The organism is Erythrobacter longus (genome assembly GCF_000715015.1).
Lineage (GTDB): Bacteria > Pseudomonadota > Alphaproteobacteria > Sphingomonadales > Sphingomonadaceae > Erythrobacter > Erythrobacter longus.
Genome location: NZ_JMIW01000001.1, coordinates 485921 through 500159, shown reverse-complemented (window position 1 = coordinate 500159; position 14239 = coordinate 485921). Strand labels below are relative to the sequence as shown.

Annotated in this window: 14 protein-coding genes; 12 read left to right on the top strand and 2 right to left on the bottom strand. The window is 58.0% G+C overall.

All coding sequences use genetic code 11. The features are described from left to right. Positions 1-113 precede the first annotated feature (113 nt). From EH31_RS02420 to EH31_RS02370, 11 genes are all read left to right on the top strand, one after another. On the top strand, positions 114-1007 hold the full coding sequence (locus EH31_RS02420; protein WP_338390468.1) for an N-acetylmuramoyl-L-alanine amidase family protein: 894 nt from the start codon (positions 114-116) through the stop codon (positions 1005-1007). Positions 1008-1255: 248 nt separating this feature from the next. Further along, positions 1256-3781: a penicillin-binding protein 1A gene (locus tag EH31_RS02415; protein ID WP_034957823.1), complete on the top strand. Its 2526-nt coding sequence runs from the start codon at positions 1256-1258 to the stop codon at positions 3779-3781. Next, the gene (locus EH31_RS02410; RefSeq protein WP_034957821.1) at positions 3781-4311 is read left to right on the top strand and encodes a peroxiredoxin; all 531 of its coding nucleotides are present in this window, start codon (positions 3781-3783) and stop codon (positions 4309-4311) included. The genes EH31_RS02415 and EH31_RS02410 overlap by 1 nt, the downstream gene beginning before the upstream one ends. A 93-nt stretch (positions 4312-4404) precedes the next feature. Further along, positions 4405-5532, top strand: coding sequence for a peptide chain release factor 2 (prfB, locus tag EH31_RS02405; RefSeq protein WP_034957820.1), 1128 nt, complete (start codon positions 4405-4407; stop codon positions 5530-5532). Then, on the top strand, positions 5522-6547 hold the full coding sequence (locus tag EH31_RS02400; RefSeq protein ID WP_034957818.1) for an outer membrane beta-barrel protein: 1026 nt from the start codon (positions 5522-5524) through the stop codon (positions 6545-6547). The genes prfB and EH31_RS02400 overlap by 11 nt, the downstream gene beginning before the upstream one ends. 8 nt (positions 6548-6555) lie before the next feature. Further along, on the top strand, positions 6556-7395 hold the full coding sequence (locus EH31_RS02395; RefSeq protein ID WP_161782116.1) for a caspase family protein: 840 nt from the start codon (positions 6556-6558) through the stop codon (positions 7393-7395). Continuing rightward, positions 7392-8126 carry a class I SAM-dependent methyltransferase gene (locus EH31_RS02390; protein ID WP_241765803.1) on the top strand — a complete coding sequence of 245 codons (735 nt, stop codon included), beginning with the start codon at positions 7392-7394 and terminating at the stop codon, positions 8124-8126. The genes EH31_RS02395 and EH31_RS02390 overlap by 4 nt, the downstream gene beginning before the upstream one ends. 120 nt (positions 8127-8246) lie before the next feature. After that, entirely contained in the window at positions 8247-8756 is a 510-nt protein-coding gene (gene fabA / locus EH31_RS02385) for a bifunctional 3-hydroxydecanoyl-ACP dehydratase/trans-2-decenoyl-ACP isomerase (protein WP_034957816.1), read from the top strand. A gap of 46 nt (positions 8757-8802) precedes the next feature. Continuing rightward, positions 8803-10032 carry a beta-ketoacyl synthase N-terminal-like domain-containing protein gene (locus EH31_RS02380; protein ID WP_034957815.1) on the top strand — a complete coding sequence of 410 codons (1230 nt, stop codon included), beginning with the start codon at positions 8803-8805 and terminating at the stop codon, positions 10030-10032. 6 nt (positions 10033-10038) lie between these two features. Then, positions 10039-10491 carry a GNAT family N-acetyltransferase gene (locus EH31_RS02375; protein WP_034957814.1) on the top strand — a complete coding sequence of 151 codons (453 nt, stop codon included), beginning with the start codon at positions 10039-10041 and terminating at the stop codon, positions 10489-10491. Continuing rightward, entirely contained in the window at positions 10491-11225 is a 735-nt protein-coding gene (locus EH31_RS02370) for an esterase/lipase family protein (RefSeq protein WP_034957813.1), read from the top strand. Before EH31_RS02375 ends, EH31_RS02370 begins: the two co-directional genes overlap by 1 nt. Here the strand turns inward: EH31_RS02370 and EH31_RS02365 are convergent. Next, positions 11195-12214: a 2-hydroxyacid dehydrogenase gene (locus EH31_RS02365; protein WP_034957812.1), complete on the bottom strand. Its 1020-nt coding sequence runs from the start codon at positions 12212-12214 to the stop codon at positions 11195-11197. The genes EH31_RS02370 and EH31_RS02365 overlap by 31 nt on opposite strands. A 144-nt stretch (positions 12215-12358) precedes the next feature. Between EH31_RS02365 and EH31_RS02360 the strand changes: the two genes are divergently transcribed. Next, on the top strand, positions 12359-12844 hold the full coding sequence (locus EH31_RS02360) for an SH3 domain-containing protein (protein WP_034958813.1): 486 nt from the start codon (positions 12359-12361) through the stop codon (positions 12842-12844). Positions 12845-12887: 43 nt separating this feature from the next. On the opposite strand, the gene EH31_RS02355 is transcribed toward EH31_RS02360, so the two are convergent. After that, entirely contained in the window at positions 12888-14084 is a 1197-nt protein-coding gene (locus tag EH31_RS02355; protein ID WP_034957810.1) for a thiolase family protein, read from the bottom strand. Positions 14085-14239: the final 155 nt, after the last annotated feature.

Genomic DNA, 14239 nt, shown 5'->3' with positions numbered 1-14239 from the left:
AATATCAAATGCACCCTAACAGGGCGATCCTTTCCTCTTTCCTACCAACAACTAGCACCGTGGGTAGTTACCCGCAACACTATTGCGCTATCCATGCGCAACATTCTAATCCAATGGGTGCCATGAGTGTACGAACGCTCCTTTTGCTGATCCTTGCTGTTCCAGCGCTTATGCTGGGAGGGGCAAAGGCGTTGGGCATGACGATACCTGTCCCTGAATGGGGGCGTGATTATGTCGTGCGTCTTGCGTTTGCGACCGATGCGCCGCCCTTGCAACTTCCCGATATCGAAGGCCCGGATGATCCGACACGGCCCTTGATCGTGATTGACGCAGGGCACGGCGGGCGTGATCCGGGCAAGGTGCAAAAAATGGCAGGGGGCAAAGAGGTTTACGAAAAAGACCTGGTGCTCGCGCTTTCGCTCGAACTGCGTGACCGCTTGTTGGAAGGCGGCGGGGTGCGTGTTGCTCTGACGCGAGAGGATGACCGGATTGTCCCGCTTGCCTATCGCCCGGAAATCGCACGCCAATTGGAGGCGGATCTGTTTGTCTCGATCCACATCGATTCCGCGGGTGAGCGCGCAGAAGTTTCAGGCGCAACCGTTTACACCCTATCGAACGAAGCATCGAGCGAGGCGGCAGCACGATTTGCCGAGCGTGAGAACGCAGCCGACCGTTTGAACGGCATCCGCGTAGAAACCAACAATTCGCAAGTGAGCGATATTCTGGTCGAATTGTCGCAGGAACGCACTCAGGAAGAGGCCATCGAATTTGCCACCCTTATCCTTCGCGAAGGCGAGGGCAAGATCAGGTTTCACCCCTTTGCCAAACGATCAGCAGGACTTGCCGTGCTGCGCGCGCCCGATGTTCCCGGCGTCCTTTTTGAAAGCGGTTTTGTTACCAATGAAAACGATCTGACGCGGCTGATGAGCGAGGATGGACGGCGCGCTTATGTGGACACGTTGGAGCGCGCGATCCGAGTGTACCTGGCGAGGCGCGCCGAAACATAGGTTAAACCCGCGCTGGCAAAAGTGCGCGATCTAGGCTCAGGACCTATTAATCCCACCTTCGAGGTTTGAACCAAAATGGCCTTGTGCAAGGAGTAAAGGCGCAGGAATACCGGCGGTCTTTCAAACCTTTATGACGCGGGCGCTTTCGCCCGATATGTTCGTCATTCCGGCGCCTCGATGGAGGGATTAATAGGTCCTGAGCCTAGGTGCTAGCAATTCTGATCGAACCCACGTAAATCGGCATAGTAATGTCTAGCGATACTCCTACAGCTGATCCCAGCGAACTCTCCTTTCCTGACTATTTCCGCTACCGCGTCTCCCGCGATCTGGGCGGGTTGGCAACGTGGTTCAGGGAGAAATGGCGCTCGAGCCTTTTGTTCAAACTGTTGGCGGCCGGCTTGGCCGCAGCGACGGTTTTGTGGTTTGCCATGTGGTTTTTCCTCGCAAGCGACCTGCCTGAGGCGGAAAGCCTTGTGGAATATCAAACCCCGCTGCCGACCGTTGTGCGCGGGGCCGATGGCGAGATCGTGCATTCATACGCGCGCGAACGCCGGGTTCAGCTGCAATTTGCTGATTTTCCTGACAGGCTGGTTCAGGCGTATATTTCTGCCGAAGACAAAACCTTTTTCAGCCACGGCGGCGTGGATGTAACCGGCACGGCGAACGCAGTGTTCGATTATGCGACCAAATACGGGTCGGGGGAGCGCGCCGTTGGGGGCTCGACCATCACGCAGCAATTGGCGAAAATCCTGCTTTTGGGTGACGAATATTCGGTAACCCGAAAGCTCAAAGAGATGATCCTTGCAAGCCGGATCGAAGGGGTGCTGAGCAAAGAGGAAATCCTTGAGCTTTACCTCAATGAAATCCCACTTGGCCGCCGGTCTTTCGGTGTTCAAGCAGCAGCGCGCGCGTATTTCGACAAGGATGTCGGCGATCTGGAACTGCATGAAGTGGCGTTCCTGGCGATCCTTCCCAAAGCGCCGGAGCGTTATGGTCGTTCTGGTCAGGAAGAAGCGGCGATGAACCGGCGCGACTTTGTGCTCGCCCAGATGGAAGACAATGGCTTTATCACCGAGGCTGAGCGCGCGGCGGCTGCAGCGCAGCCTCTGGGCCTTGCACAGCAACGCAGTCAGCGCAGCGCGGATGCCGGATACTTCCTCGAAGAAGTCCGCCGCCAGCTCATCGCAGATTTTGGCGAAACCGCAGAAGATGGCGAAAACAGCGTTTATGCAGGCGGGCTGTGGGTGCGCACTTCGCTGGATGTGGAGATGCAGAAAGCAGCGCGAGACAGCCTTCGCCGAGGGCTTATGCGGTATCAGGGTGGGCGCGCATGGTCTGGCCCGATTGCGACCATTGATATGAGTGAAGGCAATTGGGCAGGGCAGCTTGCCAGCTCGTTCCTTTCGGTTCGATACGAAGACTGGCGGGTGGGCGTTGTGACGACGCGCACGGGTTCGTCTGCCACTGTGGGCTTTTCCGATGGCGTTGAAGCGCCGCTTACCAATCTGCCCAATGCTTTGAAAGCGGGCGATGTCATCACGGTCAGCCCGAGCGGCAATGGTTTCCGCGTTGAAACTCCGCCCGCTGCTGAAGGCGGGCTTGTGGTTCAAAACGCGCAGACGGGCCGTGTGCTTGCGATGCAGGGCGGGTTCGATGACCGGCTGTCTGATTTTAACCGCGCGACACAGGCCATGCGTCAGCCGGGTTCGACCATCAAACCGTTCGTCTATGCAACAGGTCTCGACAATGGGATGACCCCATCGACTGAGATCGATAACACGCGCTATTGTTATTATCAGGGCCGCCAGCTGGGCGAAAAGTGCATTCGCGGCGGGCGCGCCGGTCAATTCCCGATGCGTTACGGGCTTGAGCAATCGCAGAACATTATGACCGTCCAGATCGGGATGCAGGCGGGCATGGAAAATGTGGTCAAGACGATCAAAGCGCTTGATATCAGCGATGATGCAGACCCTTATGCAGCGACTTCTTTGGGGTCCGAAGAGACAACCGTTTCGCGCCTTGTGGCGGCGTACGGTGCGCTTGCGAACCATGGGCGTTTGAACAGTCCAACCGTCATCGACTATGTGCAAGACCGCATGGGCAAGGTGATCTGGCGTGCAGACAATCGTCCCTGTAATGGCTGCAATATGGCGGCCTACGATGGTTCATCCATGCCGCGCTTCGGGATCAAGGGCCGTCAGGCGATGGATGCGCGCACCGCGTTTCAGATCATGCATATGCTTGAAGGCGTCGTCACACGCGGGACAGCGACCGTTCTGAACGACCTTGGCCTGCCATTGTTTGGCAAAACCGGCACCACTTCTGGTCCAAAAGACGTCTGGTTTGTCGGAGGTACGCAGCGGCTCGTTGCTGGCGCTTACGTGGGATTTGATAACCCGCGCAATATGGGCGGCTATGCTTATGGCGGGACGATTGTTGCCCCAATTATCAAGGATTTGATCAAAAACTCGCGCGATCATTGGTCGGACCTGCCGCCTGTTGCACCAGAGGGCATCCGCATGGTCCGGGTGGACCGGCGCACGGGCAAGCGTGTGCAAGCAGGCTGGCCCAGCAACGATGCGAAATCAGATGTCATATGGGAGGCGTTCAAACCTGATACCGAACCAGAGCGTTCGACGCGTCAGGACGAAATCGCCGCCAAGCGCGATGAAATTCTTGCTTTGATCAAGGCCGGGCGCGAGGGTGGTAATTCGGCTCGCCGCACAGAGGCGCAGCCTGAAAACTTTGCCGAAGAACAGGGTGGAATCTACTGATGCGCAGATCGAAATTGGCTCTTTTCACGTTGGTTGCGAGCCTTGGCCTGGCAACCCCTGCTGCAGCCGATCTCCCTGTTGGAGAGCAGGCACCTGCCTTCACGACAAGGGCCGCGCTCGCAGGCAAGGAAATGGGTTTTTCGCTCGCGGCGGCCCTTCGCCGCGGCCCGGTGGTGCTCTATTTCTACCCCAAGGCTTTCACTTCTGGCTGCACGTTGGAGGCAAACGCTTTTGCAGAGGCAATGCCTGAGTTTCGCAAAGAAGGGGCAAGCGTGATTGGCATGTCCAATGACGATATTGAAACCCTGAAACGGTTCAGCAAAGAAGAGTGCCGCGACGCCTTTCCCGTCGGCGTTGCGGGAGAGGAGTTGATTTCCGCCTATGACGTCGCGCTCGGGTCTTCGGGCCTTGCCAGTCGCACGTCTTACGTCATCGCGCCCGATGGCCGGATTGCGCTTGTGCACTCGGACAGCGATTACCGCGCCCATGTCTCCAAAACGCTTCAGGCGGTTCGCGCGATTTCGAAGTAATCTGGCTAACCCGTCGGATCATCCGATCCGGCGCTTTACAATTGACCTACGCTCGCTAATCGCAGGCGGCCAAACAAATCCAAAGGAATTCTCATGCGGGCCGAGGCCCAAGCTTATATTGACCGGATCGAAGCAGCGCTCGGTCTCGTTCGCCAATCGCTTGATTGGGACAGTGCTTTGCGGCGTCTGGATGAACTGAATGCACGGGTTCAGGACCCCACGCTTTGGGACAACCCCAAAGAAGCACAAAAGATCAGCCGCGAGCAGAAACTGCTCGAAACGGCAGTCAATACGGTCAACAACATCAGCGCCGAAATGGGCGATGCGGTGGAATTCATCGAAATGGGAGAGGCTGAGGGCGAGGAAAGCATCATCAAAGATGGTCTTGCCAGCCTTGAGAAACTGGCCATGCGCGCCGACGCCGACAAGGTTCAAGCGCTGCTTTCGGGCGAGGCTGACGCCAACGACACCTATATCGAAATCCACGCAGGCGCAGGCGGCACTGAAAGCCAGGACTGGGCCGAAATGCTGTTCCGAATGTATGGCCGCTGGGCCGAAAGGCGCGGGTTCAAGGTAGAGACAGTCGAATATCAGGCAGGCGATCAGGCGGGCATCAAGTCGGCAACATTGCTGGTCAAGGGCGAGAACGCATACGGCTATGCCAAGACCGAAAGCGGCGTCCACCGCCTTGTCCGGATCAGCCCGTATGACAGCGCGGCCAAGCGCCACACCAGCTTTTCATCCGTCTGGGTTTACCCCGTGATCGACGACGATATCGACATCGAGATCAACCCCGCCGACCTCAAGGTCGACACCTACCGGGCGTCGGGCGCAGGTGGTCAGCACGTCAACACCACCGACAGCGCCGTTCGCATTACCCACCAGCCCACCGGCATTGTAGTGGCAAGCCAGAACGACCGGTCACAGCACAAGAACCGCGCCACCGCGATGAATATGCTCAAAGCGCGCCTGTTTGAACGCGAAATGGCGATCCGCGAGGCAGAGGCATCTGGCGAATATCAGGAAAAAAGCGAGATTGGCTGGGGCCATCAAATCCGCTCATATGTTTTGCAACCCTATCAAATGGTGAAAGACCTTCGAACAGGCTTCACCAGCTCTTCGCCGGACAAAGTGCTGGATGGGGAAATCGACGGCTACATATCTGCGGCACTTGCCCAGCGTGTGACAGGAGAAACGGTTGATGTTGAGGATGTCGAATAGAGCGCTGCTGCGTAGCGGCCTTTGCCTGGCCGCCATTGCGAGCGCGAGCCCAGCAGCGGCCGATGTGATTATTGGCCCGCGGGTCGCCTATTACTTTGATAACTCAAACCTTCGCACCTCTGATGGCAGCGATCAGGCGCTCATCGTGCAGCAGCCGGACGAGGCTTTCCTGCAAAATGTGCGCGACCTGTTTCAGACCGATGATGTTGCGCTTGATACCTCTTTCGAAGGGGAAGGGGTGACCGCGAACCAGATCGGCTTTGCGATGTATGGCGGCATGGTCAATTTTGGCGATGATCGCGACCGTTTTACCTTTAGCGCTGGCTATGGCGAGGGGTCAGGCGAAATCGAGCTTCTTTCCGCAGCGACTTCGACGTTAACCGCAGGCGATCGCACCATCACCGATATCGCCACGCAAACGCTTTCGGGCAATGTCGATTACAAGCGGATCGACCTCGAGGCGACCTGGCAAAGGCGCCAGAATGAACAGTTTGCGATTTTCGCAGGCGTTCGATTTGAGCGGATTGAAGCCGATGCACAGATCAATGTGCGCAGCGCCCAAACCGGGAATATCGCATCCGAGATACAGACCGTTGAAACCGGCACATTTGTTCCCCCTCAATCCAGCGTGCTGGAATTTGCGACGACGAACGAGGCGCAGCTGACAACGGCCAGCGCGCGGGCAGGGGTCACAATGTTCGCGCCCTTTGGTGACAACGCCGTCGCCTTTGCAAACGGCATGGTGCACGCAAGTTATCAGCCCGCCTACACCGCGCGGGTCATCACCCGGCCGATCACGCAAGGCGGCGCCGAGCTTAATTCCGACTTCGAAAACGCCGATGAATTCAGTTTTGGACCCGATATTGCGGTTGGCGCTCAATTTATCCTGTCAGATCAGTTGGCGCTTGATGTGCGGTATCGCGCTGTGCTCTTCTTTCCGGTCACAGGGGAGCAAAGCTTCTCCGATGCGCGCGTCAATCATGGGTTAAACTTAGGCTTGTCATTGAGATTGTGATGGTGGTTATGCGTTTCTTGAGCGTGCGTCTCCTCGGCGTTTTAGCACTCGCTTTTGCTGCATTGATTTCGCCCAGCGTCGCACAGGCCGAGGTGAAAGCGCTCCTTGTCGCGTCCAATTACGATAAGGCTCAGGATGAACAGTTGCGGCTCGCCAATCCAATTGCTGATCTGCGCCTGATCCGCTCGTCCTTGCGTTCTACCAATGTGCGCGACCTGACCGTCTTGGAAGAACCAACCGCCCAGGACTGGCAAGAAGGGTTCGACGCGTGGCTCGATACGCTATCGGGCGATGATATCGGCTTGTTCTATTATGCGGGCCACGGGTTTCAATTTGATGGGCTCAATTATCTGCTTAGCTCTGACGGTGTCTCGCTTATCCCTCTGGATGCGCTGGTTGGTCAGATAACGGCACGCGCGCGCGGGGCCGTGATCATTATTGATGCCTGCCGCAACAATCCGTTCTTCAATGCAGAGCCGGAGGCGGCTCTGGATATAATCGAGATCGACGGGACCACACGCAGCCTTTCGTTTATCCGGTTAGAAGATATGTCGGGCGCAGGCGACGGGCTGGCACAGCTTGGCAATCTGCGCGGGCTTTCGGCGGTTGCGTTCTTCTCGACCGAGCCGGGCAATGTCGCCGAAGATGGCGATCAACCGGGCAAAGGCAGCCCCTTTGCGATTGAATTTGCCAAGCAGATCGACCGGCGTCAGTCCTTGGACGAGGTGTTTCGCAAGACCGCTATCGCAGTGAACAAGCGCACCGATGAACGCCAATCGCCGTGGCGGCAGGGGGATCTGGCGTTTGATGTGTTCATCTCTGGCATGCGGGCGCTTCCCATCCCATGACCGCCTATCCCATGATTTTGCGCATTATTGTTACAGCGGTTTGCGCAGGCGCGCTGATCGGGTGCGAGGCGGACGTCTCCGACCGGCCTGAAAGCGTTGCTGAATTTCCTGCCCCCGACCGCGCTATTCCTGAAAACGGTGTGAGTGAAGCCGATCCTTTTCCCGATGAGGACGCGCGCGAAGAACGCGGCGAGGCGCAGGCGATCATCGATCTTGCCAACATCACTCCGGGTATGACCGTCGCCGACATTGGCGCGGGCGAAGGGTATTACACCGTGCGCCTCGGCAGCCAGGTGGGAGCAGGCGGACGCGTTCTTGCACAGGACATCGATAGCGAAGCGCTCGCCCGACTTGGCCAGCGGGTGGAGCGTGAAAGGCTTGAAAACACCTTCATCAAGCTGGGCGAAGTCGACGATCCGCGCCTTCCTACGGACAGTTTCGACCGGATTTTCCTCGTCCATGTCTATAGCGAGGTGACCGAACCCTATGCATTCATGTGGCGTATGTGGCCCGCGCTTGCGCAAGGTGGCCAAATCATCGTGGTCGAATATGATCGAGCGACCCACGCAGGCGGCATCCCGCCAACCTTACTTTTTTGCGAGATGGAAGCGATCGGATACAAGCTGGTTGAATTTGTCGAGCGCCCCGATCTGAGCAGTTACTTCTCCCGGTTTGAGCGAGGCGAAGCGCGGGTAGAGCCCGATCAGATCAAAGTTTGCCTTAACGGCTAGGTCTTCGTCATAACCCATTTATCAACGATGAGCAGCGCCCGGCCTTTCCATCCATGGGGCACGGTGCTAATCGGCGCCTCAATAAAAAAAGAGCAAAAGCTTTAGGAGTAAGGTTCGCACATGACAGATTTTCCCACCAGCTTTGACCGCGAGGCTCTGCTCAAATGCTCGCGCGGGGAGCTGTTTGGCCCCGGAAATGCGCAATTGCCTGCGCCGCCGATGCTGATGATGGACCGGATCACCGACATTTCGGGCGATGGCGGCGAACATGGCAAAGGCCATGTGGTGGCTGAATATGATATCAACCCCGACCTGTGGTTCTTCGAATGCCACTTTCCGGGCAATCCGATTATGCCGGGCTGTCTTGGGCTTGATGGCCTTTGGCAGCTTACCGGCTTCAACCTTGGTTGGCGCGGGTGGAAGGGCCGCGGCTATGCGCTTGGCGTGGGCGAGGTAAAGCTTACCGGCATGGTCCGCCCTGATCGCAAGATGCTGAAATACCACGTAACCTTCACCAAGGCTGTGCAAACGCGCCGTCTCACCATGGGCGTTGCAGACGGTATCGTCGAAGCCGATGGCGAAGTCATCTATCAGGTTAAAGACATGAAAGTCGCGCTGTCCGAGGCCTGATTTGGTCCAAAGCGTGAAATTTTCGCACTAGCATTCAGGGGATACAATGCGCCGCGTAGTGATAACAGGTTTGGGGATTGTCTCCTCGATTGGGAATAACGCTGAAGAGGTCACGGCCTCTTTGAAAGCTGGCAAATCCGGCATTTCGTTCAACGAGGATATGGCCGAGCATGGCTTTCGCTCGCAAATTGCGGGCGCGGTTGATCTCGACATCACACAGCACGTTGAGAAACGCACTCTGCGCTTTATGGGGCCGGGCGCTGCCTATGCCTATATCGCCATGGGTCAGGCGATTGCCGATGCGGGCCTTGAGGAGAAAGACGTGATCAACCCGATGACGGGTGTGATCGCGGGCTCTGGCGGGCCTTCGACATCGGCGATGTTTGCTGCGCACCAGACGGTTCTGAAATCGGGCGCGACCAAGCGGATTGGGCCGCTTGCCGTGCCCAAAACCATGTCCTCGACCGTGAGCGCAAACCTTGCGACCGCTTACCAGATCAAGGGGATGAACTTCTCGATCACCTCGGCGTGCTCGACCTCGCTCCACTGCATCGGCATGGCCGCGCAGCAGATCGCGCTTGGGCAACAGGACGTGATGTTTGGTGGCGGGGGCGAGGAGCTTGATTGGACGCTCTCGTGCCTGTTCGATGCAATGGGCGCGATGTCGAGCAAATATAACGACACACCGACCCGCGCCAGCCGCGCTTTCGATGCGGACCGCGACGGCTTTGTCATCGGCGGCGGCGGCGCGATGCTTGTGCTCGAAAGCCTTGAGCATGCTCAGGCACGCGGCGCGAAGATCTACGCCGAAGTCACCGGTTTTTGCGCAACTTCCGACGGGGCCGACATGGTCGCGCCTTCGGGTGAGGGCGGTGAGCGGGCGATGGCTGGAGCGCTCAAAACCCTGCCAGAGGGCCGCAAGGTCTCCTACATCAACGCACACGGCACATCGACGCCCGTCGGCGACGTTGGCGAGATCGAAGCGGTTCGCCGCGTATTCGGAGAGGGCTCGACCCCTCCGGTAAGCTCGACCAAGTCGATGACGGGCCACAGCCAAGGCGCAACCGGCGCGCAAGAGGCGGTTTACTGCCTGCTCGCATTGAAAGATGACTTCATCATCCCGTCGATCAACGTCGAAAACCTCGATCCGGCATTGAAGCCTGAAGAAATCGCGACAAGCCTTGTTGAGAACGCCGGGCTCGATACGGTGATGACCAACAGCTTCGGCTTTGGCGGCACCAATGGCTCGATGCTGATGAGCAAATTTCAGGGATAGAACCACATGGAAATCCGGCGCACTGACCTATCCGAACCCGAAGTCATTGCGCTGATCGAGCTGCACGGGCGCGAGATGGACGCTGGGTCTCCTCCCGGCACGAATCATTTCCTCGATTTGTCGGGGCTCAAAGTGCCCGAGGTTGAGGTCTATGCTGCTTGGAATGGCGATAGCTTGCTCTCCATCGGCGCGCTTAAGCACCACGATGGTTTTGGTGAGCTGAAATCCATGCGCGCCCATCCTGACGCGCGGGGGACGGGTGCTGGCAAGGCGATGTTGGTCCATTTGATCGAGCGATCGCGCCAATTGGGCTTCACCGCCGTCAAACTCGAAACAGGTTCGGGCGAACTGTTTGAAGCCGCCGTCGGGCTTTACAAGAGCTTCGGATTTGAACCGTGCGAAGCCTTTGGCGGATACGAACCGGGCGAGTTTAACAAGCTTTATTCGCTCGCTCTTTAATGAGCGATGCCCGACCCCCTTCATTGGCGCTCCTGCTGCGCGAATTGCCATGGCTTCCGCTCATTGCAGCCAGCCGGTTTCGCCGCGCGGATAAGGTGGATTTAGCGGGCGATCTGGGCGACCAATCGCCGCCCGTTGTCGTTTTCCCGGGCCTTCTTTCACACGACAGCTCGACGAGCCTTCTGCGACGCACTTTTTCGGCGAGCGGGTTTGCCGCGTACCCGTCGGGATTGGGGTTTGTCACCGGCGTCACACCCGAACGCCTCGAGAAAGGCTACCGGCGGCTTGAGGAGGTTTGCGACATCCACGGCGAACCAGCAATTATTCTTGGATGGAGTCTTGGCGGGATTTATGCGCGGGTTCTGGCGCAGAGGCACCCGGAGCTTGCCAAGATGGTTGTGACTTTGGGTACGCCGTTTTCGGGCAATCGGCGTGCAAATAATGCTTGGCGCATTTACAATGCGCTAAACGATCATACGGTCGATGCGCCCAGGCTTGCTGATGATTTTAGCGCGAAGCCGCCCGTGCATACCGTGGCGGTTTATTCCCGAACCGATGGGGTTGTCCCGCCAGAATGCGCTTGGGGAATGGAGCATGAGAGGGATGCGGCGCATTGTCTCGATGTATCGCATATGGCGTTTGGCAGCGGCAGGCGCGCCGCCCAAGCCGTGACACGCATCGTCTCAAGTGAGCTTGTGAAGGTTCAGCCGCCGACCAGCGCCGTCAGTACCTGATCGGGCGGTCTGTGGCCGTTCACCCAGAACTGGATATTCGCGATCACTTTTTCACCCGATGCCTCGCGGCCCTCGACTGTGGCGCTGCCGATGTGGGGGAGGGTCATCACATTGGGATGCCGGATAAGGCGCGGGTCTACCAATGGTTCATCCGGGTACACATCGAGGCCAGCGCCCGCGAGATGCCCTGATTGAAGCGCTGCGATCAGCGCCTCAGAATCGATAATCTCACCGCGCGCCGTGTTCACAATACTGGAACCCGGTTTCATCAAAGCGATGCGGCGTGCATCAATCATGCCGCGTGTTTGATCCGTCAAAGGGCAGTGCAGGGTGAGAATATCCGCCTCAGCCATAAGCGCATCGACATCGGCCACAAATCGCGCGCCCAGCATGGATTCCATCGCAGCGGGAAGCGGCTTTCGCCCTGTGTAAGCAATCTCCATCCCAAATGCTCTGGCACGGTGGGCAACCGCCTGTCCGATCCGGCCCATACCGATTATGCCAAGAACCTTGCCACCGATTTTGCGGCCAAGCATTCCTGTTGGCGCCCATCCGGTCCATCGACCGGTGCGGATCAGTTCGACCCCTTCGCGTATACGGCGCGGCACGCCGATGATCCCGGCCATGGTGAGGTCGGCGGTATCGTCGGTGAAAACGCCCGAAGTGTTCGTCACCATGATCTTGCGCGCAGCGGCAGCGGCAAGGTCGATATGCTCGGTCCCAGCGCCAAAATTGGCGATCAGGCGAAGGTTTGCGCCAGCGCCGTCAATCATGTCGGCATCAATCCGGTCGGTGACCGTAGGCACCAGCACATCGCACCGGGCCATCGCATCCATCAACGCTTCGCGCGTCATGGGTTCGTCGGTTGTGTTCAATGACACGTCAAACAGCTCGCTCATCCGGGCCTCAACGCTGGGCGCAAGGTGGCGCGTGACGACGACTTTGGGTTTGCCAGAGGCAAATTGCGGCGGGTTATCGATCTGAGACATTGTGCCTCATGCGCTAGGACCAATGGCCCCAAAGCGTCAAGAAGATGGTTTGTGGGCCGAGTGGTTCCCGAATTGGCACAAGATGCCATGATGGAGCCAACGGCGATCTTGAAACCTGGGCGGCACTCTGGCTATCACTGCACAATGAAACTTTTGCGAATCCTCGGTGTTTTTGCACTTGTCCTCACGGTTTGGACAGGCGTGGCCCATGACACGGCATACGCCCAAAACCGCGAGGTGCCCTATTGGGCGACTTTGCGTTTTGACGAGGTCAATATGCGCAAAGGCCCGAGTGAAAACTATCCGATTGATTGGGTTTACAAGCGCAAGGGTTTGCCGGTGCAAGTCATCCGCCTGCGTGAAAGCTGGCGTCTCGTTCAGGACCCTGATGGCACTCAAGGGTGGATCGCATCAAGCCAGCTTAGCCCCAAATTGGGTGCGCTTATCATCGGCGATGGCGTTGCAGAGCTTCGTGCAGAAGCCTCGGCGACTTCTGCCCTGCTGTGGAAGGCTCAGCCCGGGGTTGTCGGGGAGCTTTTGCGTTGCAGCGATAGTTTTTGCGAGATCGATATTGCCGGAAAAACCGGATGGGTGCTTGCGACACGCATCTGGGGTGCGGGCGAAATGTAGGGGAAGGGCTCTTCGCAAATCGCCAAGAGCCCCCCTTACCGGTTTAAACCAATTCAACCGCCACAGCGGTAGCTTCACCGCCACCAATGCAAAGGCTTGCGACACCGCGCTTTTTGCCTTGCGATTTTAGCGCGTTGAGAAGCGTCACGATAATGCGCGTGCCCGATGCGCCGATGGGGTGGCCCAGAGCCGTCGCGCCGCCGTTTACGTTGATCTTTGCATGGTCGATGCCGATGTCGCGCATCGCGAACATGGCGACGCAGGCAAACGCCTCGTTCACTTCCCACAGGTCCACATCATCGATTGTCCAGCCAGCATTCGCGAGCACTTTTTCAATCGCGCCGACGGGTGCTACGGTGAAATCCTTGGGCTCACGCGCATGGGCAGCCATAGCGACGATTTTTGCGACAGGTTCCTGACCGTTTTGTTTGGCAAGGCTTTCACGGGTCAGGACGACTGCGGCTGCACCATCCGAGATTGAGCTTGAGGTGGCCGCTGTGATTGTGCCGTCTTTGGCGAAAGCCGGGCGAAGGGCGGGGATTTTGTCCGGGCGGCCTTTGCCGGGCTGTTCGTCGGTGTCGACGGTGACTTCGCCTTTGCGGGTTTTGAACGTCACGGGCACCACCTCATCGGCAAATGCTCCGCTCGCAATCGCCGCATTGGCGCGGGTCAGCGATTCAATCGAATAGGCGTCCTGCTCTTCGCGGGTCAGTTGATATTCGTCCGCTGTATCCTGCGCGAATGTGCCCATCGCACGGCCTTCCTCATAGGCATCTTCGAGCCCATCAAGAAACATATGGTCATAGGCCGTATCGTGGCCGATGCGCGCGCCCGAGCGGTGCTTTTTGAGCAAGTACGGCGCATTGGTCATGCTCTCCATTCCGCCTGCAATGACATAATTGACTGTGCCGCTCGCCAGCGCCTCTGCGCCCATGATGACGGTCTGCATACCCGAACCGCACACCTTGTTGACGGTGGTTGCTTGAACGGATTTCGGAAGTCCTGCTTTGAGCGCTGCCTGACGCGCTGGCGCCTGCCCAAGGCCAGCTGGCAGGACACATCCCATATATGCGCGGTCAAAGCTGTCGCCGGGAACGCCGGAACGCTCCACCGCGGCCTTCACCGCCGTCGCGCCCAGATCGGTTGCAGACACATCGGAAAGTGCCCCTTGCATGCCGCCCATCGGGGTGCGGGCATAGGAGAGAATGACAATCGGATCAGACGCGGCGAATTGAGACATGGCTTTTGTCCTTTTGAAAGGGGTCATGGATTTGCCAGAGCAATTAGGGAGAGCTTACGCGAAAGGCAACGCACATACACCTCGGCTTTTCGTATTAGTCTTGCACGGCGCGCACAGTTCGCGCAGTGTGAGTATCAAATCGAAACTAGACCGGG

What these genes read in the sequence shown, in the direction of transcription:
- EH31_RS02400 (WP_034957818.1), top strand. Translation starts at nt 5,522, where the DNA reads ATGTCGAATAGAGCGCTGCTGCGTAGCGGCCTTTGCCTGGCCGCCATT.
- EH31_RS02410 (WP_034957821.1), top strand. Translation starts at nt 3,781, where the DNA reads ATGCGCAGATCGAAATTGGCTCTTTTCACGTTGGTTGCGAGCCTTGGC.
- EH31_RS02380 (WP_034957815.1), top strand. Translation starts at nt 8,803, where the DNA reads ATGCGCCGCGTAGTGATAACAGGTTTGGGGATTGTCTCCTCGATTGGG.
- EH31_RS02395 (WP_161782116.1), top strand. Translation starts at nt 6,556, where the DNA reads ATGCGTTTCTTGAGCGTGCGTCTCCTCGGCGTTTTAGCACTCGCTTTT.
- EH31_RS02415 (WP_034957823.1), top strand. Translation starts at nt 1,256, where the DNA reads ATGTCTAGCGATACTCCTACAGCTGATCCCAGCGAACTCTCCTTTCCT.
- fabA (WP_034957816.1), top strand. Translation starts at nt 8,247, where the DNA reads ATGACAGATTTTCCCACCAGCTTTGACCGCGAGGCTCTGCTCAAATGC.
- EH31_RS02375 (WP_034957814.1), top strand. Translation starts at nt 10,039, where the DNA reads ATGGAAATCCGGCGCACTGACCTATCCGAACCCGAAGTCATTGCGCTG.
- EH31_RS02365 (WP_034957812.1), bottom strand. Translation starts at nt 12,214, where the DNA reads ATGTCTCAGATCGATAACCCGCCGCAATTTGCCTCTGGCAAACCCAAA.
- EH31_RS02360 (WP_034958813.1), top strand. Translation starts at nt 12,359, where the DNA reads ATGAAACTTTTGCGAATCCTCGGTGTTTTTGCACTTGTCCTCACGGTT.
- EH31_RS02370 (WP_034957813.1), top strand. Translation starts at nt 10,491, where the DNA reads ATGAGCGATGCCCGACCCCCTTCATTGGCGCTCCTGCTGCGCGAATTG.
- EH31_RS02355 (WP_034957810.1), bottom strand. Translation starts at nt 14,084, where the DNA reads ATGTCTCAATTCGCCGCGTCTGATCCGATTGTCATTCTCTCCTATGCC.
- EH31_RS02420 (WP_338390468.1), top strand. Translation starts at nt 114, where the DNA reads ATGGGTGCCATGAGTGTACGAACGCTCCTTTTGCTGATCCTTGCTGTT.
- EH31_RS02390 (WP_241765803.1), top strand. Translation starts at nt 7,392, where the DNA reads ATGACCGCCTATCCCATGATTTTGCGCATTATTGTTACAGCGGTTTGC.
- prfB (WP_034957820.1), top strand. Translation starts at nt 4,405, where the DNA reads ATGCGGGCCGAGGCCCAAGCTTATATTGACCGGATCGAAGCAGCGCTC.